Genomic DNA, 25,733 nt, shown 5'->3' with positions numbered 1-25,733 from the left:
TCTAAAAAAATTATTAAAGGAGGAAAACGATAATGGCACCACGTCGCGGAGGCCGCAAACGCCGTAAAGTTTGCTACTTCACTGCTAATAACATTACGAACATCGACTATAAAGATGTAGATCTTTTAAAGAAATTCATCTCTGAACGCGGTAAAATCTTACCACGTCGCGTAACTGGCACTAGCGCTAAGTACCAACGTAAATTAACTTCTGCAATTAAAGTATCTCGTATTATGGGATTACTTCCATTCGTTGCTGAAGATAAATAAAATTTATTAATAAAAGCACAACAAGGTTTTCATAACCTTTGTTGTGCTTTTTTTATTTAGGCTGTTTTCTCAAAGATTGTTGCTTCTGGTTTGGCTATCTTCTTCAACTAAAGCTACCCGTTAGTTGAATAATGAAAAATTAATTTATGTTATGGTTTGCCCTTCACCTGACTTTATATATTTTATTTGGTCTGAGTTAATAGCGGAAGTATCTCTTTAATAAAGGTTGTTTTCTTAAAGATTGTTGCTAAATAAAACTTTAATGGTAACAAAAAAGAATTAATCTACAAAAAAATCCGTAGAAGGAAAAAGCAGTTTAGTTCAATAAAATTATGTTGTAATTTGAAACTATTCCAATGGATATCGTCAAACTTACGTATGGATGTAAAATGAAAGGTATAATAGAATAAATAGGAAAATATAAAAAGGGGGTAAAAAATTGAAACGATTTATTGTACTTTTAACTTTTATATCAGTTATAGCAATTTTAAGTGCTTGTTCATCAAAAATATCTTTAGAACTTAAAGATAAAGAAGTGGAAATTATCAACGATAAAGATAAGACAGGTTCGATGATTTTACAACAAGGCGAGAAAGCAGGGAAAGAAGTTGTGCCTACAACGTTGTATTACACTTTTACAATCAAAAACGAAGTAAGTAAGCAAATAGGAGATTCAACCAAACCTTTGATAGTTAAAATTGAACCAAGCGAAAGATTATTGACTGTTTCCAAGGAAGTAATGGGGTTTAATATTTTTAATCCAAAGGAATATGATAATAGCGGTTTGGGTTATGGAAGTACCAATGGTATCCTTGAACCTAATTCAGAAGGACAATTTACTCTGCGTTATGAATTAGGTGTTGATGAAGAAACTACTGAGGCTCTTCTTGTTCCATCTAAAGAACAATTAGAAAAATTAAGAAATCACGCTTTAGAGGCGACTTTAATTGTACTATTGGACAACGAAGAAATAGCCCGTTTTGATTTGAATAAAACAGAATAAGTATTTACTTTTAAATATGCTGAAAAAGTTACATTAATAAAAAAGCATCGGTATTAATACCGATGCTTTTTTTGTGTTAAACTATTTACTATTTTTGATGTTTTTTTAATTTTTGTCCCCTAAAAGAGAACCCGTTAGTTCCGTAGAACCAACTTTCTTTTTAATTTTTGTTGTTTTTGTAAGGATGTTTTCTAAAGGCTATTTTCTAATAGATTGTTGCTGTTAAAACATAAAAACAGAGTTAATCTACAAAATGTGTTTTTTATGTTTGATTTTTCGTAAATCGAGTATTTAACTAAAGCACCCGTTAGTTTAAGAAGAACAGCGACGCTTATTAAAGATCGCGCCCGATTGTTTAATAACTAAAACTAATACTTATTTTACTTTTTTTGTTTCCGAGTACTGTTCATCGTTTACTTGCAGCTACTTCTTCCTAGTGCAAATGATTTGTTGGACGTCTTACCAAAAATGCCAATAACAGACCGATTACTGCCACAATCACAATAAACCCAAATGTAAATTGTGTGCCTACTGCAACTAGTGTTTCATGGCTTGCAGTAGTATGTGCTTCTGTATAGCGGTGTTGTCCTGTTGTCATGAATGTAATTGCTAGTGCTGTACCTGCCGCACCTGCAATTTGCTGAAGTGTGTTTATGACAGCGGAACCATGAGAATACAACTGTCTTGGTAAATCATTAAGTGAGTTTGTTTGCGACGGTATAATAGTTGTTGATACACCTACGTAGAAAATCATACATGAAACTATGACTAACCAAAGTGGTGTTGTGGCGTCTATGACAAAGGATAATATACCCGTTGAAATAACTAAGCATAGGAACCCAAAACGTAAGTAAAACTTTGGACCAACACGATCAAAAGTTTTTCCGACGATTGGAGCAAAGACGGCATTTAATATGTTTCCAATTAACATTGCAAATCCAGCATTCGTTGCTGAAAGTAATAAAGATCCTTTTAAATACATTGGCATAAGAATCGACATTGCTAAAAGTAATGCGAATACGATAAATATTAAAACCGAACCTATAGTGAAATTACGATATTTGAAAACATGTAAATCAATCATCGGATGCTTACTTGTAAATTGACGCCATATGAAAAGGAAAAGAGCTACAATGCCCACAACTATTATGATTGTTGCTGATGTAGAATCTTCTGAAATAGTACTTAGTCCATAGATAATACTCCCAAATGCAATTGTTGAAAGAACGATAGATAAATAATCGATTTTCGGTTTTGTTAGAGTTGAGACATTGTACACTTTTGGCATAAAGATTAAGAAAATAATGATATATAGGGCAATGCTTATCCAGAAAATATAGTGCCAGCTAGATATATCAACTATAATCCCAGCGATTGTTGGCCCAGTTGCTGGACCAAGTGTAATGACCATCCCCATAATTCCCATTGTGGCACTACGTTTTGCGATTGGTACAACCATGAAAATTACATTAATCATAAGGGGTAAAATTAACCCTGTACCAACTGCTTGAATCCCACGTGATATTAATAAAATTGAAAATGTTGGCGCTAATGCACCAATAATTGAACCAACAATTGAGAATAAAATTGCGATTATAATAATCCAACGTGTTGAAATCCATTGAATAATAAGGGCAGAAATGGGTACTAAAATTCCCAATACTAATAAATAGCCTGTTGTTAACCATTGAGCACTAGTTGCACTGACGCCAAAGTCTCTCATAACATCGGTCATGGCCATATTCATGGCTGTTTCTCCAAAAAGGCCCACAAATGCTGCAATCATTAATAATGCAATCATGGGTTTTGGGTTTCGTTGCTGTTCTGTATTCATAATTACTCCTTTTAAGTAGGCCTACATTTTTTATTAAAAATAGTTTACGACCTTTAAATTAGACCAGTCTATATAGTTAGTTCGAAAAAATAAGTCCTAAGTTCTTATAAAAAGAAACTTGGAACTATTTTTTGAAGCAATTTAATCGGTTCATTCGATTTCTCCGTAATAGATAATACTAAAACGCCTATGATAGATCCGCAAAGTGACACTGCAAGTATGTTTGCTCTATCTGTAGCCATACCTGACTCAACAAACTTATTATAATAAAGCTGTTGCACCTTGCTGTAATTTTCTTGACAAACTGCCCGAATCTCTTCATTTACAAAAGCTGATTCCATTGAAATTAATGCAAATGGTGGCATGTTTAACATATCAGGGGTGTCTAGGTATTCAAAGTGTTCACTCAAATGATTCAAATAATTTTGCAACGCGATTGTCGGATTAGGGTCTGAATTTAAGTATATTTGAATGTCATGAAGTAAACGTTGTGAAGAAGCCTCAACAACTTCCTTAACGAGTTGATTTTTCCCATCAGGAAAATAGTGATAAAGAGAACCCTTTGGTGTCCCTGATTCTTTCAAGATTTGATTTAGGCCTGTAGCCTGATAACCTTGCAAATGAAAAAGTCTTGTTGCTACTTCAATTAAATGATCACGTGTCGAATTACTTTTATTTTTCATTGTTCTCTCCTTTCTATAACGACCGGTCTACTTTATGTTATTAGACTTTTTAATAATTGTCAATAATTTGATTCATAATAACTGTATTGAGTAAATATATTGCACTCTATTGCGGACGAAAAATTATAGCCCCTAGTAATACAGTAAGATTATAATAGGAGGCTGCCCCATTAGTTGAATAACAGTAAACCACTAAATCTGTTTAAATGTAAATAAAATACTTTTTCATGTGATAAAAGCGATATTTGTATAAACTGCCTTCTCCTTCTGCACAAAGGGAGAAGATGGTTTTTTTATTTTTTTTGATGAGAGTAGCAAAAAAGCTACTATCCTTTTCGTTTTTCCAACGCGATTTCCTTTCCCTTCGGAGAATCATCGCAAAATTAGGGTATATGCTCTAAAGGATTTTTTTATAAAGTAACTATTTTTTTTACCAAAGCAATTAATAGACCTATAACTCCACTCAATAAAAATAAATAGCCAATAGGAATTAGAAAAAATGGTTCATGTAACATGCCGTTACTATCTACTACTGGCTGTCCAATAAATGCTTTTGCTAAAAAGCAAATTGTTGCGATTGTTAACAACATGATACTTATTAAGTTCATTTTTGCTTTTCTTACTTCGCTTCCGTCGTTCACCAATTTGTTTGTCATAGTATTATCCCTCAAAATTAATTGATCAAGGGAAAGATTAAATGTTTGAGCGATTTGGACCACCATTTGTAAATCAGGTAAATTTCGATTGTTTTCCCAACTAGATTGTTTGTCTTGATACATTTAATTTTTGTGCTAACTGTTCTTGAGTTAACTTACTATTTGCTAGGATTAAAGGTTAAATCATAAAACTGTTAAAAGTTTAATTTGCATTTTGTTCAAATAATTTTTGTGAATACCGCTTATTTGTTTATGCGGTGTTTTCCTTGTTCTTGTTGACATTGAACATTTTCCTTCAGATATTCATTAAATGTAGTGATGGAATTTAAAATTCCGCATTGGTATATCTGTTTAAAGTAACCTTCTTCTTCAACTAAACACCCCGTTAGTTGAAGAAAGAAAAAAATAAATCAAACCATTACAGTTAGTGATTTACCCTTTTCAATATTTAACCTGTAGTTATAACACGTTGACAATTACTACAACGTTGTAGTAGAATTTAAACTACAACGTTGTAGTATGAAAAAACTTAAAATTGAAAAGAGATGAATAATTTGCCGGAATTCCAAAGTTTATCAGAAACAGAATTGAAATTAATGAAAGTCATTTGGAAAGAAAACCGTCCAGTTAAATCAAATGAATTGTTGGACATTTTTTCTGAAAAAGAGGGGAAGGATTGGAAGGGGCAGACGATCGCTACCTTTTTATCAAGGTTAGTTGATAAAGGCGTATTGTCTGTAAACAAAGAAGGGCGATCCAATATTTATGCCCCTTGCGTATCATTGAAAGAGTACAAAAAAAAGGAAGCACAAAGCCTATTAGATGTGATGTATCAAGGGTCAGTAAAGAATTTCTTAGCGACACTCTACGATGACAAGGTTACTACTGATGAATTAGATGAACTCAAAAAGTGGTTTTCAGATAAGTAGGTGTATAAATGAGTGAATGGTTGAGCATACTCATCACCTTGTCCGTTGCAGGTAGTGGGATATTAGTCTTCTCGTGCTTTATCACATGTATTTCAAGAGGAAAATTCGGTGCTAAATGGCATTATCAGAATAGGAAACTAGCTCTTTTCTTTTTCCTTATTCCTGTATTTTGGATTTCTGAGTTGTCTTCCCTATTTAAAAAAGAAAATCAGTCAAACTCATTTTGGCATTTGTCGACGATAGTACATGAAAAAACTTTGTCTCTAACAGAGCAATTTGTTCAAATTGTATTTATTGTATGGATATTAGGAGTTATTGTCGTTAGCTTTTGGTTCCTCTATTTGTATCGAAACTTCCGTCAAAAACTACAAGCAAATTGTGTGTTTGTGTCAAAAGAAAATATCGTCTATGAACTACTTCATAAACACCTAAAGGATATGAAACTTCAAGCTTCGATTGAGATTGCGTTTTGTCAGATGAATATAAGCCCTATTTTAGTTGGGATATTTAAACCTACGATTGTGTTGCCAATGTATGAGATTCCACATGAAGAGCTAGACATGATTATTAGACATGAATTAATGCATTATAAGAAAAAAGACTTATGGGTAAAAAGAGCAATGTTACTGGCTACGATTCTTCATTGGTTCAATCCATTCATCTATGTTTTGCAGAGGGAAGTAAATAATTGGTGTGAGTTTTCTTGCGATGAAGATGTTGTGATGAAGATGTCTCATGCTGAGAGAAAAAAATATGGTGAAACTATCCTAAATATGATGCAGCGAGCATCTCAAGATTCAAGTATGACCTTTCTAAGTACATCTTTTACGAGTGGACAAATTAATTTAAAAAGGAGATTGATGAAAATGTTAAAAGTAAAAAAAGTAAGTAAACCAAGTGTTGTTTTATCCACTGCATTATTGCTAGCTTTTGGTAGTATTGGGGTTGGAAGCTCTGCATTCGCTTATAAAAATTTCCCTAGTGTGTCAGAAAAAAATGATGTGGCAACGTTATACCTCGGTGAACCTGCAAAAGAAGAAATAAATGAAGGGGTATATAGCTTATATTCCGTTAAATTGTCAGATGAATCGAAATTTCGAAAAGAAGACTGGGTAAAAATCCTTGAACAAATTGAAAATGGCGAGGTTATTTTAGAGGAAGAATAACCAAGAAGTTGTATATTTTTCACGGAGAATCTTATTATTTCTCCTTTACACTAGAGATCAATTTAATAAATAAAAATATATCTGTTCGCATATCTCGAACAGATATATTTTTTACAACTTTTTTTCAAATGTTCAACGACCTTCTTATTGAATTAAACTGCACCGTTAGTAAAATCACTCCTATGTCTAGAATTCTATTAAGTTGGCAATAATCCCTTTTATATTACTATTTTAGGGGGAATGGGATTGTTACTGTCAAAAGCATGGACTTTGTTTGAAGCAGATAAACGAATAGAGGGCTTCTCGCCACAAACGCTGAAGGCCTACCGGTTACAGTCTTTTCTATTAATTGGATATTTTAAGGATATAGAGATGGAATTGCTTGATACCAATCAACTGAAGGAATATCTTGCTATATCCGGCAAGCACTTAAAACCAGCCAGTCTTGCACACCGTATCCGCTTTATGAAATCATTTTTTCGTTGGTCTCATGAAGAAGGATACCTGAGTAAGAATCCAACTTCCAAAATTAAAGAACCGAAAGTAGGAAAGCGGATACCCAAGTATTTAACCGAACGGGAGATTGAACACCTCCGTGAATCCTGTCATTCCGCAATGGAAAAAGCGATTTTCGAATTCATGTTTTCTACTGGTTGCCGAATTGGAGAAATAGTTGCTTTAGAAAAGAACCATATTAATTGGTCTAATCAATCCGCAATCGTTAGAGGAAAAGGTGATAAGGAAAGGGAGGTTTATTTTAATACGCGTTGTGACATATGGCTTAAACGTTATATTGAAAGCCGCACTGACAATAATCCAGCCATCTTTGTGACAGTAAGGCAGCCGCATAAAATGAGTGTCGCCCAGATGCGATACATCATCAAAAGGATATCAAATCGTGCTGAAATCAATAAAGAAATTCATCCACACCAACTTAGACACAGCTATGCAACTCATTTGTTGAACAATGGAGCTCCCATAGAAGTCATACAAAGTCTTATGGGGCACGAGAAAAGTGAAACAACTAGAATCTACGCTCAATTAAGCGGTAGGCTAAGGAAAGAGTATTATCAGAAGTACTTTTAAATGTAAAAGGAGCAATGTCTTAAAAGACTTTGCTCCACTTGACTAAAGCACCTCGTTAACGAAACAAAGAATACTGTTCCTTTTACCATTCTCGCCATTCTTCGGTTATGTCATCTTCGGATTCTAAACCAGCTATACTCGCTGCTTCTATTATAAATTCATACAATTCTTCTCTCTCCATAGTCTCAATAAAGTAATCATAATTATCATTTAGTTCATTTAAACTGATAACCACTTTTTTAACACATTCTAAGATTTCTTCCTCAGTCAGATTATTTCCAAGTTCTTTTAGATTATTGATGTATGTATCAAGAACCTTATTAGTTGCATTTATATTTTCTTCTGTAAAAATATCATCATCTTCATCCATTCTTTGTTTCCATTCTACTGTTGGCTTATTTTTTGTTAGTTCTTCAAAAGTCATAATATCCTCCCGGGAAATGTGTTATTTTATCTTGTTTATTACTTTTTTTATCAAACTTTTCTTTTTTAAAAACCAATGCTTTTTATAATCTATCAGAATTCCTTCATAAGAAAAAGATGTGTCTAAAACAACTTAATGAACTTCAAGTAAAGCACCCCAGTTAGTGAAACTAATTAATTTAGTTGTGAGTCACTCTCTTTTTATTCTACGTTAACATCAAAAACAAAAGTTTATTTACCTTTAGACCATATTGTTATAAGTTGATAAATATAATATCCACTTTCCGATGGCATCGTAATTTCATTATCTTTCATTTCAACAATATCAGTTGTACCATCTTCATTTAGTTTAGCTACCGTAATTGAAGTAGGATTTTTATCAATTTCAAATTTTAATGTATCATCTTTTTCAACTTCTATTGTTTCGAAAAGTTCAGCTAATTCATTAATATAGGGAGAACTTTTTGTACTAATTTCAACATTGTCTTCTTTCCACTCGTAATTACTTGGAATCATTGAATACTGTTCCCCATTCATAATCACTTTGCCTTCTGGTTGACTAAGAGTATCGGTTGGGAATCCATTGCATCCAGTCAAGATAATAACTATCAATATGGAGAAAATTAATTTATTCATTTCATTACTCTACTTTATTTTTTCATTTAAGTATATTATTTCACAATTTTCTTTTTATTTTAACATATATATCCAATAAAACCATTGGGTGTTATTAAAGTAAACTGCCCCGTTAGTTGAATAGCAACAATCTTTTCGAAAACAGCCTTTATTTATCAAAATTGTATTTTTACCAAAGAGTAAGGTTTGTCTAATTTAAGGTATATATCGTTATGCATAATCCTGCTAAATAGTGTATATTTTAGGTAGTTCAGTAGAATATACGTTCTTGTTTATTCAGCTTCGAGAGATATATTACAAGGTCGAGAATACCTACCTATTTTTAAACGGCAAGGAGTGAATGGATTGTATATTAGAAAAACTTCTATTGTCCCCGTATTAGTTGATGCTGATATGAGGATTGTCCCAGAGGTTTTAGATTTTACGAGATATTTGGAGAGGAAAGAGTTTTCTCCAAACACTATTAATACTTATTTAGAAAAGTTATGTGTGTTCTATAAATGGATGGAAAAAGAAGGGTTAAGACCTTTTGAAGTTGAACCAAGACATATGCCTCGTTTTATAGATTATATTGATAATGCTTATGCAGAAAGATATCAAGATAAAACAAAAGTATCACCTTCTACACTTAACGGTTATTTAGCAGCATTAGGGACCTTTTATAAATACTTCGGTATGATGGGGTTTGTTGAACCTGCTACATATAAGATTGAAGATAAAAGAAAAGTAAAGCATTTGAGTTATTTGAGACACGTTAATAAGAAATGGGATGCTAGTGCTTTTTCTTACTTTAGTCGTAAAAAACGTAAAGGTGTAGATAAAAAGAGACTTTTTCCTGAAGAAGCTGAATTGTTTTATAAAGCTATTGGGGAAATATCATCTAAGGAGGAATCTTTAAAGGTACGAAATGAATTGATATATAAATTACTGTATGAAACAGGTATGAGGATTGGGGAACTGTTACATCTAAGGATTTCTGATTATGATCTTCCAGAACCATTTCAAAAAGTAGGTAACATCTATTTAGTTGATAGAGGAAATCTTGATGATGAAGATAGACAGTTGAAAACAGGAGAAAGAACAATTCCTATTTCAACAGAACTGTTACAGGAAATCGATGACTATGTGATGTACCATAGACCACAAGTTGGTAATTGTGATTATCTATTTGTAAATCATATAAGAAATATTGGATTACCTCCTAGTAGAGGGACTATCGAAGAAATATTTCGAAAAGCTAACGAGGTTAGTGAGTTGAAACGAAAATATGTTACACCCCACTCTTTACGGCATACTCACGCTTCTAATATGACAGATATGGGTATAGATATAGCCGTTGTGCAAGCTCGTTTAGGACATAGTGGCATTAGTACAACACTAAAGTATACACACGTTTCTATAGAAACACTCTCCTTGTCGTATGAAAATTATTTAACGAACAAGAAAGGACGTGTTTTCTAATGGGAACTACCACTTTAGTAGATGTTAAATCTGATGTTTGGTTAATTTACAAAGAAAGGAAATCGTATCCTTATTCGTTTGCATTTGATTACTTACCTAATGAATGGTTTAAGAAGAATATTAAGCAAATTACATTAGAACAACTTCAAATGGAGAAACTAGCACTTAGTACACTCCATAGATATAACGAAGCGATAAAGACGTTTTTCATCTTTACTGAAGAATCAAATTATACATTGAATACATTCGCAGATGTCTCACCTAAGATAGCAGAAGAATACTTACACTATCTTTTAGTGAATATAGAAGCTAAAGCTACAAGGGCTTTGAAGTTAGCGTCCTTAAAGCATCACCTGAATCACGGTAGAATGTTAGGTTGGTCTGACTTCCCTATCAATAACCTTTTTGATGGGATGGAATACCAAGTACTTCAGACCGAAGATACGCTAAAATCAATGGTAATTGATGATAGAGTTATGAAACAAATTGATATTGCTTTAGACAGAATGCGTTCGGAAGAAATGTCTTACAGTGACATTCTTATATGGGGCCTTGTAACAATAATTAAAGGTACTGGTATGCGAATTCACGAAGCTCTAGCAATTCAAGAACAACACATAGCAAAAGATTTAATGGGTAAACCGATCTTAGAAGTTCTTAGCGAAAAGACTCTAACAGACCGTTATATACCAATCAGTCACGATATTGTAAAAGCAATACGTTTCGTTGCAAAAAACACTGAGTGGGTACGTAAAAAGCTTGATACTGAATTCATATTTGTTAGACCGATCCGTGGAGAAAGAAAGTTTGAATTTCTTCAACAAAAGACGGCAAGGGATCTTTTAAAAAAAATCAGTTTTAAATTCGATTTAAAGACTCCTACAGGGGAACCATTCATTCTAAATTTTCACGAATTCCGTCACACAATAGGAACTGATTTATTAAATAATGGTATGAGTATGAGAGAAGTTATGGAGTTTCTAGGTCATAATTCTAGTCATTCAACTAGGTTATATGCAAAAGTTCAAAATGACCGATTTAGTAAAACCTATAGGAAACTTGGATTCATTGGCGTTATTGAAGAAAGTGTTGATGACATCGTTGATGAAGAGAAGAAAAAGATTACTGAAGAGAAACGTCTAATGGCTCAATTGCCAGACGGTGTTTGTGCTAGGCCAATAAAAGAGCAAGTTATCAATTGTAAAAAACCAAATGCCTGTCTATTCTGTCCTAAGTTTATTACGACTCCAGAATTCGTAGAAGTACATAAGAATCACTTGGAAAGGATCAAAGCAGATAAACAAAGGTATATGGAAGAAAACCTAATCGGTACAGATTATCTCCTTCTTGAAACTGAAAAAGTACTTACTGAAATAGTTACACAACTTGAGGCTATTCAGAATGCAAAGGGAGGTAATAATTAATGGCACAAGAGTTATTTAAATACATTGACTATACCCCTTCTCATTATGAGGATTCAAATGATGAATTTAGAGTCGGAAATTCAATGTTTAAAGATGAACTTTGGGATTTTAAGAATTTGATTCCAGGCAGTGCAACTTGGCCAGAAAATAAATGTTGGTTAAAGTTTGATAAATTCAAATCCACATCCATTAAGAATACGATTAAATGGTTTATGGTAACGGAACTAATAGCAAATGGGTTCACTACTGTAAAAAGAAAACTAGCAGCTCTTCATACTTTTGATAAATTCATTCAACAAAATGAAGACATTACTTCATTCGAGGATATTTCCAAGTATCGATTAGAAGAATTTTTTAACTTTGTTTTATCTGACACGAAAGATAATGGTGAACCGACAAGTGCAGTTAGTAAAAAGAAAGCTGCACAAGTTGTAAAAGAAATACTTGAACGTGGAGCTGTTAGAGGATGGGAAGTACCATCTAATACAAATCACGTCGAGCTTCTATACAATTCGATGATTATTGAAAATAATAATATTAAAAGTGGTACTAAATTTGGTAAATCAAATAAAGTTCTACCTGAAAAAGATATTGTTAGTCATTTAATCACAACAGCTTTAGAAGTGTTGGAAAATGGTCAAGATAGTGAGATTCTAACGGCAGCAAGTATTATCATTTCTAGTCAGATTGGCTGTAGAATTGAAGAAGTGCTTTCTATTCAAAAAGGTTGCTTATCGCAAATTAACGGAGAAATGTTTATCACCTTTATAAGTACAAAGATTAACAATGAACCTACCGAAGTTAATAAACCTGCAAATAAAGAAGTATGTATTGCGATTGATAAGCTAGAAGAATACACTGAACCCTTGCGAAAAGAATCAGGACTACCGTATCTATTCCTTAGTAGAAATAGGAGTAAAGCTGGTCATCCTGTAACTGTAGCAAGTAAAGGAAACTGGACTAAGAACAGACTAACGCCTTTTATTCAGAAATATGATCTTCGTGATGAAAAAGGGAATTTATTAAAGTTAACCAGTCACTATTTTAGACACATCTGTGCAACGTACGCTTATCGAGGTGGTTTAAAAACCCACGATGTAGCTGAACTTTTGGGGCATAATTCAATAATGATGACTGAGACTTATAACCATACGGAAGATAAACAACAAGTTGTAAAAGATATTCTATCGGGTGATACACCTATAGCAACTACCAATAAAATCGTTTTAAAACAGCTTGAGGGAGACGAGAATCCGTTCAAAGGGAAAACCATTGAACAGATTGAAAAACTTCGTAGAGCCTTAAAAATTGAACTTTTACCTCACGGTATCTGTACTCATCACCCAATGCGTGGTGAACCCTGTGAACAAGACGGAGCTTGTCTTGGCTGTAGTAATTTCTTAGCATCATCTAAACACCTACCTGTGTACGAGAAACGACTTGAGAGAGTTAACGAGGAACTTGAAGTAGCAGGAAATGACAACAGTATATGGACATCCAAGTTATATTACCAACACGGTAAACTGGAATATTATATACAGGAGTTAAGTAAGAAGATGGCTAATAAGGAATTTCAGAAAGCTATGTCGGAAGTGGAAGTGAGTAAAGATGATGAATAATAAGGATTTAGCAGGAATCAATCGTGAGAAGACCACTGTAAAGGTCGTAGAAGCTATTCAAAAACTCAAAAGGAAGAAAATGAAAATTACAATTAGCTCGGTAGCAAATGAGGCTAATGTGACTCGTCAGACACTTTATAATCGTCCAGATTTAAAAATAAAAATTGACGAAGCGAATTCCCTAATGAATGACAAGAAAAAACCTAAAGAAGTCGATAATAAGAATAGTGTCCAAGAAAAGCGTATAAAACGATTACAAGAAGAACTCAAACAATCAAACGATGAGAAATTAAAAATCCTTGATCAAAATGTTTTTCTAACTGAAGAGATAATAAATCTTCAAAGAAAAATAGCTGATTTAGAAGAAAAACTATACAAGGATAACGTAATCGAATTGGTAAAACAATAATTTCAAAATTACTACTCGTGGATGTAAAACTTCCGGGACAGTACAATCCAAATTTGACACTTTTGTATTGAAATCATATTCAGAGAAGAACTAAAAAGGGATTTGACAATTTAACCTGTCATAATTACCGTTTTAATACTTCTAAAATAAAAAATGATAAGGAGGAGACACACTATGGCACCACGTCGCGGAGGCCGCAAACGCCGTAAAGTTTGCTACTTCACTGCTAATAACATTACGCATATCGACTATAAAGATGTGGATTTACTTAAAAAATTCATCTCTGAGCGCGGTAAAATCTTACCACGTCGCGTAACTGGCACTAGCGCTAAGTACCAACGTAAATTAACTTCAGCTATCAAAGTTTCTCGTATCATGGGATTACTTCCATTCGTAGCAGAAGACAAATAAGATATAAATAAAGGCACAACAAGGTTTAATCGCTTTGATTGTGCTTTTTTTATTTGTGAAAATGGAGTCGCTAACCTTGTAACCTCTGAGATGGAAATTTATAAGGTGTAACTTGTGAATAATCACATAGGGTAGGGCAATCGAGAATGAATATCCCGATTTTAGTAATATTGTTTATTTTACCGAAAGATGAGGATGGTTAAAACGCATGTCATGTTGGTTGGAAATCAACTCCCATGCTATGGTAGCTTGGTTTATCTCAGTAATTGCTCTATATATTACCGTTTGCTATTATGATAAGAATTTATTACACTCTTAATAGACATGAATAAAGAAAAGATGGAACGTTAGAGATTGAGAAACAATCGACTAAGGACATTTTTAAAACAAAACGGCTTATAATCACTTCGATTAAAAGCCTTTTTTCATGTATTAGTAACTGTCGTAAGTTGCTTTTTTTATTGCTAAAAAAATTTAAAAATAATATATATAGAAGAACATAACCAATAAATGAATTTGTTATGCTTTTTCGGTAAAAAATCTCCTATATAGCTATATGTTTTATGCTTTAGTCATTGGTTCTACAAAATTAATGACAAAGCATAAGTTGTTCTTAGCGTTTTTTGTTCAATAACCTGAAAAAATGGTACAATAAAGGTCAGTAAGTTTGACTAAAAAAAGGAAGGTTTTCAATGCCGAATAATCAAACAAAGGCGCTTGTACAAGGCTCAATGATGGTCGCAATCTTTACGATTCTAATGCTTATTTCTGCATATGTACCACTCATTTTTATAGTAGGTCTACTATTTGCCCCACTACCGATTGCTTGGTATAGCGCAAATTACAAGCGTTCATCATCAATACTCGTAGCAGTAGTAGGATGTATCTTAACCGCTTTAACGAGTGGCATAATTATGCTACCATTTGCCTTTATTTTGGCGTTACTTGGTATCGTTATAGGAAGTGCAATTAATCAAAAGAAGAGCAAAATTTACCTATTCATGTCGTCTGGGGTGGCTGTTCTTCTGTCAATGGCAATTGTCTATGTAGCCTATGTTCAATTTGCTAATATCAATATTATTAGCATGAGCATAGATCTTTTACGCGAAAATTATGAGCAATCAAATGAACTTGCAAAAACGGTGACAGGTCAAGTAGTGTTTCAGCAAGAACAAATTGAGGCTATGTTAAAAACAATTGAGCTGACAATACCTGCAACAGTAACAATCACTGCATTTATGACAGCATTTATTATCATAACGTTAAATTTACCTGTATTAAAACGTCTTGGTTTAGACGTACCAAAATTTGCACCGTTCCAAAATATGCGTTTACCACGATCTATTTTATGGTATTACATGATTGTTTTATGCATTAATTTATTTGTGCGTCCGGAGTTTGGATCTACATTAGATATTATTGTGTTAAATGTTTCTTCTATCTTATGGATGTTATTAATCCTGCAGGGGATTTCCTTTATACATTACTTTATTTCTAAAAAGGAAATGCCTAATGCTGTTAAGTGGATAGCAACTTTGTTAGCTTTACCACTATCATCCATTATGATATTGCTAGGCATCGTAGATTTAGGTTTCGACTTACGTTCACTTGTGAAAGGGAAAACCAAAGAATAAGGGGCTGATGTAATGGGGACTTTTAGAAAACGACCAATCCGCTATCCGCTTTTTGTTCTTTCCATTTTTGGCATTGTGACGTTCGTGCTTCTATGTATTTGGAATATCGGGATAGGTATCGGTTATGGAGTAGGTTTTGTTCTATTAATGGCCTATACGTGGAAGGTAGAAAAGATTACCTTTGAAGAAACAGAAAAGCATATTGAATCCATCTCTTTCCGCATGAAAAAAGTTGGGGAAGAGGCATTGCTTGAAATGCCAATTGGGATATTACTTGTCAATGATCAATATGAAATAGAATGGTCGAATCCATATATGCAAAATGTTTTAAATATGGAGAATTTAGTAGGTGAAGGAATCGTTAATATATCTGACGACATTTACGTGCTAATGAAAACCGAGGAGACAAACGAAGATACGATTACGCTTCGTGATCGTAAGTACCGAGTTTATTATAAAAAAGAAGAGAATTTATTATATTTCTTTGATATCACTGAGCAGATAGCTATTGAAAAACAATACTATGCTGATAGTACAGTTATTGCGATTTTATTTGTTGATAACTATGATGAAATTACACAAGCAATGGACGACCAGCCACGTAGTTTAACGAATACGCTAGTGACATCAATTGTTAATGATTGGGCAGCTGAGCAAGGGATATTTGTGAAACGAATATCATCCGATCGTTTTTTAGCTGTATTAAACGAATCGATTTTAATGGAGCTTGAAAAGAAAAAATTTGCTATTTTAGATACAATTCGAGAAAAAACGGCGCAAAAAAATATGTCATTAACATTAAGTATTGGCGTAGGCGCGGGGTCATCTTCATTAGTAGAACTTGGTGAACTAGCACAATCAAGTTTAGACCTTGTTTTAGGTCGTGGTGGTGATCAGGTTGCCATCAAGCAACCTACAGGAAAGCTGAAGTTCTATGGCGGGAAAACGAACCCGGTTGAGAAACGTACACGCGTTAGAGCTCGTGTTATTTCCCATGCACTACGCGATTTAATTCAGGATAGTGATCAAGTGTTTGTTATGGGGCATAAAAATCCGGATATGGACTCTATTGGCGCCTCTGTTGGTGTACGTAAAATGGCACAAATGAACGATGTGAAGGGCTACGTTATCATAAATTTTGAAGAATTAAACGGAAGTGTAACCCGTTTAATGAATGAAATTGAGAGTAAATCGGATTTCTATGAACATTTCCTAACACCAGAGGAAGCTGCGACAAAAATGACAGAAAAATCATTGCTCATTATTGTCGATACACATAAACCGAATTTAGTCATCGATTCACACCTATTGAAGTTGGCTGAAAAAGTTGTGGTCATTGATCATCATCGTCGCAGTGAGGATTTTATAGAAAATCCAACGCTTGTTTATATGGAGCCATATGCATCGTCAACAGCTGAGCTTGTGACAGAATTACTCGAGTATCAACCAAAACGTGCGAAGATTAATATGCTAGAAGCTACTGCATTGCTAGCGGGAATTATTGTCGATACGAAGAGTTTTACACTGCGTACGGGAGCCCGTACGTTTGAAGCGGCTTCTTATTTAAGGACAAATGGTGCCGATACAGTGCTAGTACAGCGATTATTAAAAGAAGATGTAGATACGTATATTGAACGTTCTAAAATAGTGCAGACTGTTAAGTTCTTGAAACCGGGTATTGCTATTGCTGTAGGTGAAGAAGCGAAAGTGTATGACTCTGTACTAATTGCGCAAACAGCAGATATATTACTAACGATGAAGGATGTCGGTGCTTCCTTTGTCATTGCGCATCGGTCAGATGGCAAGATTGGCATAAGTGCAAGATCACTTGGCGAAGTAAACGTACAGCTTGTTATGGAGAAACTAGGCGGCGGCGGGCATTTAACTAATGCAGCTTGCCAAGTCGAATCAAATTCCATTGCTGGAGTAAAAAAATATTTAGAAGAGGCCATAAATGAGGTACTCGAAGGGAGTTCTGAATCATGAAAGTAGTATTTTTAAAAGATGTTAAAGGAAAAGGGAAAAAAGGCGAAATAAAAAATGTAGCAGATGGCTATGCACAAAACTTCTTAATTAAAAATGGTTATGCTGCTGAAGCAAATGCACAAGCATTAAGTCAATTAGAAGGTCAAAAGAATTTAGAAGCTAAAAATGCTGCTGCCGAATTAGCTGAAGCTAAAGCATTAAAAGAAACATTAGAAGCTTTAACGGTTGAACTAAAAGCAAAATCAGGTGAAGGTGGTCGCCTATTTGGTTCAGTATCTTCAAAGCAAGTTGCCGATGCACTTCAAAAAAAGCATGGCATAAAAATTGATAAACGTAAAATGACTTTAAGTGATGGAATTCGTGCGCTAGGCTTTACAAATGTACCTGTAAAACTACACCATGAAGTTTCTGCTACATTAAAAGTTCATGTAACGGAAGAATAAGGGGCGACAATCCATGAGCGAACCGATGATGGATCGCGTTCCACCGCATAACCGGGAAGCCGAGCAATCGGTTATCGGTGCGATTTTCCTCGATCCTCAATCGTTAATCACTGCATCTGAAATTTTACTAGCAGATGATTTTTATCATAATGCACATAAGCAAATTTTCGAAACGATGCTACGTTTAAGTGATCAGGGAAAAGCGATAGATGTTGTCACAGTTACTGAAGAATTATCAGCTAAAAAAGAAATTGAGGATGTTGGCGGGCTATCGTATTTACTAGAGCTCGCCAATGCTGTCCCTACGGCTGCTAACGTTGCACATTATGCGAAAATTGTCGAAGAAAAGGCTCTATTACGTCGTTTAATTCGTGTCGCTACTAAAATAGTAGAAGATGGCTATACTCGTGAAGATGAGGTAGAGGCATTACTTGGTGAAGCAGAGAAGAAAATGATGGAGGTAGCCAATCGTAAAAATGCGGGTGACTTTAAGCATGTTAAAGACGTATTGGTGGAAACCTTTGATAACATTGAGAAGCTTCAATCACAAAAAGGTGATGTTACAGGTATTCCGACAGGATTCCGTGACTTAGACAATATAACAGCTGGCTTCCAGCGTAACGATTTAATTATTGTTGCGGCACGTCCATCTGTAGGGAAAACAGCCTTTGCATTGAATGTCGCACAAAGCGTTGCCGTTCAAGCACGGGAAAATGTTGCGATCTTCTCCTTAGAGATGGGTGCTGAGCAGCTAGTTATGCGTATGCTTTGTGCAGAGGGAAATATAGATGCACAAGTTTTACGTACAGGTGCTTTAACAACGGAAGATTGGGGTAAACTAACTATGGCAATGGGGAGTTTATCGAATTCAGGAATTTTTATTGACGATACACCGGGTGTACGTATCAATGAAATTCGCGCAAAATGTCGACGTTTAGCACAAGAGCATGGCCTCGGTATGATTTTAATTGACTATTTACAACTTATTCAAGGTAGTGGTAAACCAGGGGAGAACCGTCAGCAAGAGGTATCTGAGATTTCACGATCTTTAAAAGGTTTAGCGCGTGAATTAAAGGTTCCAGTAATTGCATTATCACAGCTATCTCGTGGCGTTGAGCAACGTCAAGATAAGCGACCAATGATGAGTGACTTACGTGAATCGGGAAGTATTGAGCAAGATGCTGATATTGTTGCCTTCTTATATCGTGATGATTATTACGATAAGGAGTCCGAGAGTAAAAATATGATTGAGATTATTATTGCTAAACAGCGTAACGGTCCAACAGGTACAGTTACACTTGCCTTTAAAAAAGAATTCAATAAATTCATTAATGTGGATTGGTCGCAAATGCCGCCACCACCTCCACGTGACTAAATATGTATTTGGCTCATCATCAGTAGTTGAAAATGAAATTTGTAAAAACATATGCCATGTATATAAGTTGATCTGCGTTACGATTGGACAACTCCAGGAAAGCGCCCTGTCGGAACGGAAATCAACCATACACTATGTTGGCCAAATGCTGATTGAAAAAGAGGGGCATAACGTTTGCGACTATACCAAAACGGAATTAATCTGAATGTTAGATAATATTCATATCATTCTGTTATTAAACACGAACGTTGAATCATATTTTTTGATTTTACGTTCGTGTTTTTAAGTATTTTTGTTGACTAGGCGTTTCTATCATTGTTACAATAATTAACGGCTTAAAAATTGAGATACAAATTGTATCTAACGGAGGTGCTGACTATGACATCAGTTGTAGTTGTAGGAACACAGTGGGGAGACGAAGGAAAAGGTAAAATTACAGATTTCCTTTCACAAAAAGCCGATGCAATCGCTCGTTTTGCAGGTGGTGATAACGCAGGACATACAATTAAATTTGATGGTGAAACGTATAAGTTACACTTAATCCCATCAGGTATTTTCTATAAAGATAAAGCTTCAGTAATCGGAAATGGTTTGGTTGTAAATCCAAAGTCATTAGTGACTGAGCTTAGAGGCTTACAAGAGCGTGGCATTAATACAGATAATTTACGAATTTCTAACCGTGCGCATGTTATTTTGCCATATCATATAAAGCAAGATATCGCTGATGAGGAAAGCCGTGGCGATAATAAAATTGGTACAACTTGTAAAGGTATTGGGCCATGTTATCAGGATAAAGTAGCACGTATCGGTATCCGTATGGCTGATTTACTAGACAAGGATGTATTTGAAGAAAAACTACGTCAAAATTTAGTAATTAAGAATAAGTTGTTTGAGAAATTTTACGAAGTTGAAGGTGTAACATTCGAAGAAATTTTCGAAGAATATTACAGCTATGGACAAGAAATCGCAAAATATGTAACAGACACGTCTAAAATCTTAAATGATGTACTAGATGAAGGCGGCAAAGTGTTATTTGAAGGAGCACAAGGTATTTTACTTGATGTCGATCAAGGTACGTATCCATATGTAACATCTTCAAATCCTGTTGCCGGCGGAGTAGCAATTGGTGCTGGTGTTGGCCCATCACGAGTTACAAGTGTTATTGGTGTATCTAAAGCCTATACATCTCGTGTTGGTGATGGACCGTTCCCTACTGAATTATTTGATGAAGTAGGTCAACAAATTCGTGAAGTTGGCCGTGAATACGGTACAACAACTGGTCGTCCACGTCGTGTAGGCTGGTTTGATACAGTAGTTGTGCGCCATTCACGCCGAGTAAGTGGTATTACGCATCTTGCGCTTAATTCAATTGATGTTTTATCTGGCTTAGAAACAGTGAAAATTTGTACTGCGTATAAATATAAAGATGAAACAATTACTGAGTATCCAGCAAACCTTCATATTATTGAACAATGTGAACCAATTTATGAAGAGCTTCCAGGCTGGGCAGAAGATGTTACAGGCTGCAAAACATTAGAAGAGCTACCTGAGAATGCACGACGCTATGTAGAACGTGTAAGTGAATTAACTGGTATTGAAATCGCTACTTTCTCTGTTGGTCCTGCACGTGAACAAACGAACGTATTAGTGGACGTTTGGGAAGCAAAATAATTATAAATCAAAAAAGGACGTACCATATGCGGTACGTCCTTTTTTATACCTCTTTCCTTACTTTGAATTTTCGGGCGAGACGCAATTATTGTCCATGATATTTTATGCATTTAAAATTAAGTAAGACTCTTCGGCAAAATGAGGGGTTGATTTCCGTTCCGACTGAGCGCTTTCCTGGGGGCGTCGGGGCAACAGGATGTTGGTCACGAAGGCGTTATCACAGGACGTGATGCTTTTAGCCTTCGTTCCTCTACCCGCTTCACTCGCGCTGCTCGCTCCAGGGTCTCATCTGTGACGCTGATCCCCAAGGAGTCGCTCAGTCTCCACTCCAATCAACCACTTCACTTAGTGTATATTTTCTGGCATATTACTCTAAATTTATAGTGATAATATGTGAAAATATAGCGGTAGTAATAGATGACTTTTGTGTGAAAGCGAAGCAGAAGCAATAGATTCTTTTTGCAAAGGTAGCTACACAAAATGTAAAATAGCGTCACTGTAATAAGCCTATTCAATTAGATTATGGTAAGTAGCCATAATATTTACTTTCATAGATGTATTTCAACAACATTAAAAGGGACGTGCCATATACGGTACGCCCCTTTTGTCATTAGTGAATATCTCTTTTCTTGAAGCGACCACCTCTAACCTCTGCAATATTACCAATTGCTAGGAATGCATGATCATCAATTTCAGCAACGATTGATTTAAGTTTCGATTCTTCTAATCGAGTAATGACGGTAAAAATAACTTTTTTATCGTTACCCGTATAAGCCCCTTCACCATGAAGGAAAGTTACACCTCGACCAAGTCGGTCCATAATGGTCTGTCCGATTTCATCAATTTCGTCACTAATGATATAAACAGATTTTGATTCCTCCATCCCTTGAATGACGATGTCAATCATTTTATAGGCAATATAGTATGCCAGGATAGAGTACATGGCTTGTTCCCATGTGAACACAAATCCTGCTACCGTAAAGATGAGTACATTGCAGAACATAATAATTTCACCAACGGAAAACGGCGTTTTACTATTAAATAAAATAGCTAAAATTTCTGTCCCATCTAAAGAGCCACCATAACGAATGACGATTCCGACACCAATACCTAAAATCATGCCTCCAAAAACTGTGGCCAATAGTGTGTCTTGAGTAAATGGTTTTATATTATGTAAGAAAAGTGTTGCTAATGAGAGTACTGTAATTCCGAGTCCTGATGAAAGTGCAAAAGTTTTACCAATCTGTTTATAGCCTAAAAAGATAAAAGGTAAGTTTAAAATGAAGATAAAAATACCAAGAGGTAAATTTAATAAATGCGAAGTGATAATGGATACGCCTACGATTCCACCATCCATAATGTTGTTTGGTACTAAAAATAGCTCCAGCCCTAGTGCCATAATGACTGCACCTAATGACACCATAATGGTCCTCATTATAAGTTTACGAACAGTATTTTTGTTTTGGGGCTTTCTTACTTTAGTGGTTATTCCAGAGGTTTGTGAATCATTCAAATTAATCGCTCCAATCAACTAGTATATCTCTTTTCTATTTTATCGGAATATTAAAAAACTAAAAAGTGGTAAGTCTTAAATCATACTAAAAATAAATACAATACTACATTTTTCTCAAACGCTCCAAATTTACAGAAAGAATTCAGTAAATGTCTTTTGTACACCGAAAGCGAAACGTATTGAGTGAAATCTACATCAGATCGCCTTTGAAAAGACACGACTGAAGAGAATATCCGCGCTTACAATTATTTTTATTTATTGCTACAAAAATAGTAATTTTGTAACAAGTAGTAGAGAAATAATACATTTACATTACAAAAAGATGAAAATAATCTAACCGTATTTTCTTTATGGTACAGTATATTGGTGCAAAAAATCCTTGTGGGTAATTAATCCTGCTAAAGGTTAAAGTTGGAAGGAGCTTTACTGATGAGTTCGTCTTGGTCAAGAAAAGAAAAAAATTTTTCTTCAATTAAAAAGATATCCATTATTACAGTGTTAATGACAAGTTTAACGTTTGATGTAGGTTTTGCAAAAGAAAATCATAATGAAGATTTGAATAAAATTTATCACGTTTACGTGGGAAATAAATATATAGGTGCGGTCTCAAATGAGAAAGCTGTTGAAGAAATTATTGCGTCAAAGGAAAAAGGAGCAAGTCAACAATACAAAGAGGTATCGATCGATGCTAGTTCTTCTGTCAAAATAATCCCAGAGAAAGTATTTAGTAATCAAACTAAAGATGTGGAAATTTTGGAGAAATTGGAGCAATCTTTAGTAGTTCAAGCTCCATCATTTACATTATCTGTAGATGGTGAGCCTGTAGTTTCTTTAAAAGATGCAAAAGACTATGAAGATACTATTCGTATGCTAAAACTACAATATGTTTCACAGCAAGAGCTAAATAGTTTATATGTTAACCAACAATCAACGAATATTCCACCATTACAGACTGGTGAAGCGCGCCTTGTAGATGTTTCTTTTAAACAGGAAGTTTCAGGTGCAATACAAAAAGTAGCACCCAATGCTATTGTAACGCCTACGGAAGCCGTGAAATACTTAATGACAGGCTCTCTTGAACAAGAAACATATAAAGTTCAATCAGGTGATGTTTTAGGATCGGTTGCCCAAAAACATGGATTAACAACAACTGAGCTAGTAGCTTTAAATCCTGGTATCACTGTGGATACAGTTTTACAGATTGGACAAGCATTAAACGTAACAGTCGCTAAACCATTTGTAACACTTGAAGTAAAACAGGAGAAGAAAGTTACTGATATTATTCCGTTTAAGAAAATAGTTGAAGAAGATCCGACGATGTATAAAGGTGAGAAAGTGATAAAACAACAAGGTGTTAATGGAAGTAAAGAAACATCTTATTTATTAACGTCTGAAAACGGAACTCGTATATCCAAAGTTGCATTAAAAGAAAATATTATACAACAACCAGTTGATGAAATTGAAGTAGTTGGTACGAAAGTGATTTCTTCCCGTGGTACGGGTGAATTTACATGGCCAACAGTGGGTGGTTATATTTCAAGTGGGATGGGTCAACGTTGGGGGGAGCTCCATCGTGGTATTGATATCGCTCGTCCTAATAATTATAATATTTTAGCTTCAGATAATGGTGTTGTTGTCGCTGCTGGTGTCTCAGGCAGCTACGGTAATCGTATCGTAATTGATCATCATAATGGTTATACAACGCTTTACGGACACCTTTCTTCGATTGAAGTAAAAGTAGGGCAAGTGGTAGAAAAAGGTTCTGTTATAGGTATTATGGGCTCTACTGGAAATTCAACAGGTACACATCTACACTTTGAAGTTGAAAAAAATGGTTCGTTAGAAAATCCATTAACATATGTAGGGCGTTAATCAGTTCGAATAGAAGACAGTCCAAAATAGGGCTGTCTTTTTGTATACGTTGTATTTAAATCTATGTTATTTCCCGAGAAATATTTGTCGAAATATAGTTAAATACAATATCGTATAATGTCTTAGGATTTAGAATAATGCATAGAAGCAAAAAGCATGGTAGAGTTAAGAGTAGTTACTTTAACTTCTTTCAGTAAAATACCCCACCTTTATAGGTGGTGAGTTGAATACGGGGTGAAGTTATTTTTCAACGGGTGTCCGCAGAAATAGAGGAACTTAGGCTAAAAACTTCACGTCCTATGAAAACGCCAAGGAGTGCTTATAGGATATTCGCCTAAAATCATCGATTCCATGCGATAACGGCTAACTGACCTGCATCGTGTCGGCCCTCATGTTGTTGCTGCGCTTCGCTTTCGCACAAAAGACAACTGCAGGCCTAACTACAAAGCTAAATCATAATAGAAAAAATACTCATTGATTAAGAATAGATAAAAAGCGAAAGGGAGAGAAATATATGGACAAAACCATTTTAGTTGTTGACGATGAAAAACCAATCGCAGATATTTTACAGTTTAATTTAATAAAAGAAGGGTACAAAGTTATTTGTGCTTATGATGGAGATGAAGCCCTAGAGAAGGTTGAGGAAGAGCAACCGGATTTAATGCTTTTAGATATAATGTTACCTAAGCGTGATGGAATGGAAGTTTGTAGAGAAATACGAAAAAAATATGATTTTCCAATCATCATGCTAACGGCAAAAGGCTCTGAGATCGATAAAGTATTAGGATTAGAAATGGGCGCAGATGATTATGTGACGAAGCCATTTAGTACACGAGAGCTGATTGCGCGTGTAAAGGCAAACATGCGTCGCTTACAGGTAGTAGCCCCTACTGCTGAAGAGGTCGAGGAAGAATCCAATGAAATTGTAGTTGGCTCTCTTGTTATTCAGCCAGACGCTTACTTAGTATTGAAACGTGATGAAGCAATTGAACTAACGCATAGGGAGTTTGAGTTATTACATTATTTAGGTAAGCATATCGGTCAAGTAATGACGCGTGAACATTTACTGCAAACTGTGTGGGGGTATGACTATTTCGGTGATGTACGAACAGTTGATGTAACAATTCGTCGTCTACGAGAAAAAATAGAGGACAATCCTAGTCATCCTGCTTGGATCGTTACACGCCGTGGTGTAGGTTATTATTTACGAAATCCTGAACAGGAGTAAAA

Annotated in this window: 24 protein-coding genes; 17 read left to right on the top strand and 7 right to left on the bottom strand. The window is 34.9% G+C overall.

Translation table 11 applies throughout. From position 1 onward, the window contains the following. Positions 1-32 precede the first annotated feature (32 nt). Entirely contained in the window at positions 33-269 is a 237-nt protein-coding gene (rpsR, locus tag ACVYAD_RS12705) for a 30S ribosomal protein S18 (RefSeq protein ID WP_049662616.1), read from the top strand. Between the two features lie 439 nt (positions 270-708). Continuing rightward, positions 709-1,272 carry a hypothetical protein gene (locus tag ACVYAD_RS12700; RefSeq protein WP_476426665.1) on the top strand — a complete coding sequence of 188 codons (564 nt, stop codon included), beginning with the start codon at positions 709-711 and terminating at the stop codon, positions 1,270-1,272. Positions 1,273-1,705: 433 nt separating this feature from the next. Here ACVYAD_RS12700 and ACVYAD_RS12695 read toward each other — a convergent pair whose 3' ends face one another. The 4 genes from ACVYAD_RS12695 to ACVYAD_RS12680 form a co-directional block, all read right to left on the bottom strand. After that, positions 1,706-3,106 carry a DHA2 family efflux MFS transporter permease subunit gene (locus ACVYAD_RS12695; RefSeq protein ID WP_476426664.1) on the bottom strand — a complete coding sequence of 467 codons (1,401 nt, stop codon included), beginning with the start codon at positions 3,104-3,106 and terminating at the stop codon, positions 1,706-1,708. Between the two features lie 104 nt (positions 3,107-3,210). After that, positions 3,211-3,789: a TetR/AcrR family transcriptional regulator gene (locus tag ACVYAD_RS12690; protein ID WP_476426663.1), complete on the bottom strand. Its 579-nt coding sequence runs from the start codon at positions 3,787-3,789 to the stop codon at positions 3,211-3,213. Positions 3,790-4,199: 410 nt separating this feature from the next. After that, positions 4,200-4,445 carry a DUF3955 domain-containing protein gene (locus ACVYAD_RS12685; protein ID WP_476426662.1) on the bottom strand — a complete coding sequence of 82 codons (246 nt, stop codon included), beginning with the start codon at positions 4,443-4,445 and terminating at the stop codon, positions 4,200-4,202. A gap of 100 nt (positions 4,446-4,545) precedes the next feature. Beyond that, on the bottom strand, positions 4,546-4,617 hold the full coding sequence (locus tag ACVYAD_RS12680) for an HTH domain-containing protein (RefSeq protein ID WP_476426675.1): 72 nt from the start codon (positions 4,615-4,617) through the stop codon (positions 4,546-4,548). Between the two features lie 382 nt (positions 4,618-4,999). Between ACVYAD_RS12680 and ACVYAD_RS12675 the strand changes: the two genes are divergently transcribed. The 3 genes from ACVYAD_RS12675 (at position 5,000) to xerA (ending at position 7,626) form a co-directional block, all read left to right on the top strand. Continuing rightward, the gene (locus ACVYAD_RS12675) at positions 5,000-5,374 is read left to right on the top strand and encodes a BlaI/MecI/CopY family transcriptional regulator (protein WP_476426661.1); all 375 of its coding nucleotides are present in this window, start codon (positions 5,000-5,002) and stop codon (positions 5,372-5,374) included. Between the two features lie 8 nt (positions 5,375-5,382). Further along, positions 5,383-6,540, top strand: a complete 1,158-nt coding sequence (locus tag ACVYAD_RS12670; RefSeq protein WP_476426660.1) for a M56 family metallopeptidase — start codon at positions 5,383-5,385, stop codon at positions 6,538-6,540. Positions 6,541-6,786: 246 nt separating this feature from the next. Then, positions 6,787-7,626, top strand: a complete 840-nt coding sequence (gene xerA / locus ACVYAD_RS12665) for a site-specific tyrosine recombinase/integron integrase (protein ID WP_476426659.1) — start codon at positions 6,787-6,789, stop codon at positions 7,624-7,626. Between the two features lie 82 nt (positions 7,627-7,708). On the opposite strand, the gene ACVYAD_RS12660 is transcribed toward xerA, so the two are convergent. Together ACVYAD_RS12660 and ACVYAD_RS12655 are read right to left on the bottom strand one after the other, a co-directional pair. Beyond that, on the bottom strand, positions 7,709-8,050 hold the full coding sequence (locus tag ACVYAD_RS12660; RefSeq protein WP_476426658.1) for a hypothetical protein: 342 nt from the start codon (positions 8,048-8,050) through the stop codon (positions 7,709-7,711). 230 nt (positions 8,051-8,280) lie between these two features. Continuing rightward, positions 8,281-8,685 (bottom strand): membrane lipoprotein lipid attachment site-containing protein, encoded by a 405-nt coding sequence (locus ACVYAD_RS12655; protein ID WP_476426657.1) that lies wholly within the window; start codon positions 8,683-8,685, stop codon positions 8,281-8,283. A gap of 345 nt (positions 8,686-9,030) precedes the next feature. Between ACVYAD_RS12655 and ACVYAD_RS12650 the strand changes: the two genes are divergently transcribed. The 10 genes from ACVYAD_RS12650 (at position 9,031) to ACVYAD_RS12605 (ending at position 21,118) form a co-directional block, all read left to right on the top strand. After that, entirely contained in the window at positions 9,031-10,146 is a 1,116-nt protein-coding gene (locus ACVYAD_RS12650) for a tyrosine-type recombinase/integrase (RefSeq protein WP_476426656.1), read from the top strand. After that, positions 10,146-11,570: a tyrosine-type recombinase/integrase gene (locus ACVYAD_RS12645; RefSeq protein WP_476426655.1), complete on the top strand. Its 1,425-nt coding sequence runs from the start codon at positions 10,146-10,148 to the stop codon at positions 11,568-11,570. Before ACVYAD_RS12650 ends, ACVYAD_RS12645 begins: the two co-directional genes overlap by 1 nt. Then, positions 11,570-13,189 (top strand): tyrosine-type recombinase/integrase, encoded by a 1,620-nt coding sequence (locus ACVYAD_RS12640; RefSeq protein WP_476426654.1) that lies wholly within the window; start codon positions 11,570-11,572, stop codon positions 13,187-13,189. The genes ACVYAD_RS12645 and ACVYAD_RS12640 overlap by 1 nt, the downstream gene beginning before the upstream one ends. Next, positions 13,179-13,598: a hypothetical protein gene (locus ACVYAD_RS12635; protein ID WP_476426653.1), complete on the top strand. Its 420-nt coding sequence runs from the start codon at positions 13,179-13,181 to the stop codon at positions 13,596-13,598. Before ACVYAD_RS12640 ends, ACVYAD_RS12635 begins: the two co-directional genes overlap by 11 nt. A gap of 174 nt (positions 13,599-13,772) precedes the next feature. Next, positions 13,773-14,009 carry a 30S ribosomal protein S18 gene (gene rpsR, locus ACVYAD_RS12630; RefSeq protein ID WP_012296211.1) on the top strand — a complete coding sequence of 79 codons (237 nt, stop codon included), beginning with the start codon at positions 13,773-13,775 and terminating at the stop codon, positions 14,007-14,009. 692 nt (positions 14,010-14,701) lie between these two features. Beyond that, positions 14,702-15,643, top strand: coding sequence for a YybS family protein (locus ACVYAD_RS12625; RefSeq protein ID WP_476426652.1), 942 nt, complete (start codon positions 14,702-14,704; stop codon positions 15,641-15,643). A gap of 12 nt (positions 15,644-15,655) precedes the next feature. Then, positions 15,656-17,629, top strand: coding sequence for a DHH family phosphoesterase (locus ACVYAD_RS12620; RefSeq protein ID WP_349660173.1), 1,974 nt, complete (start codon positions 15,656-15,658; stop codon positions 17,627-17,629). Next, positions 17,626-18,072, top strand: a complete 447-nt coding sequence (gene rplI, locus ACVYAD_RS12615; RefSeq protein ID WP_476426651.1) for a 50S ribosomal protein L9 — start codon at positions 17,626-17,628, stop codon at positions 18,070-18,072. Before ACVYAD_RS12620 ends, rplI begins: the two co-directional genes overlap by 4 nt. A gap of 13 nt (positions 18,073-18,085) precedes the next feature. Beyond that, positions 18,086-19,447 carry a replicative DNA helicase gene (gene dnaB / locus ACVYAD_RS12610; protein WP_349660175.1) on the top strand — a complete coding sequence of 454 codons (1,362 nt, stop codon included), beginning with the start codon at positions 18,086-18,088 and terminating at the stop codon, positions 19,445-19,447. Positions 19,448-19,825: 378 nt separating this feature from the next. Further along, complete coding sequence (locus ACVYAD_RS12605) at positions 19,826-21,118, top strand: adenylosuccinate synthase (RefSeq protein WP_349660176.1); 1,293 nt, start codon at positions 19,826-19,828, stop codon at positions 21,116-21,118. Between the two features lie 610 nt (positions 21,119-21,728). Here ACVYAD_RS12605 and ACVYAD_RS12600 read toward each other — a convergent pair. After that, complete coding sequence (locus ACVYAD_RS12600; protein ID WP_346655559.1) at positions 21,729-22,541, bottom strand: YitT family protein; 813 nt, start codon at positions 22,539-22,541, stop codon at positions 21,729-21,731. Between the two features lie 519 nt (positions 22,542-23,060). On the opposite strand from ACVYAD_RS12600, the gene ACVYAD_RS12595 reads away from it, so the two are divergent. Further along, the gene (locus ACVYAD_RS12595) at positions 23,061-24,503 is read left to right on the top strand and encodes a peptidoglycan DD-metalloendopeptidase family protein (RefSeq protein WP_476426650.1); all 1,443 of its coding nucleotides are present in this window, start codon (positions 23,061-23,063) and stop codon (positions 24,501-24,503) included. 514 nt (positions 24,504-25,017) lie between these two features. Beyond that, a complete protein-coding gene (gene yycF / locus ACVYAD_RS12590; RefSeq protein WP_053482923.1) occupies positions 25,018-25,731 on the top strand; it encodes a response regulator YycF in 714 nt (237 codons plus the stop codon). The last annotated feature ends 2 nt before the right edge of the window (positions 25,732-25,733 follow it).

This window comes from Lysinibacillus sp. G1-3 (genome assembly GCF_056322905.1).
This window is presented reverse-complemented; position numbering and strand designations above follow the sequence as displayed.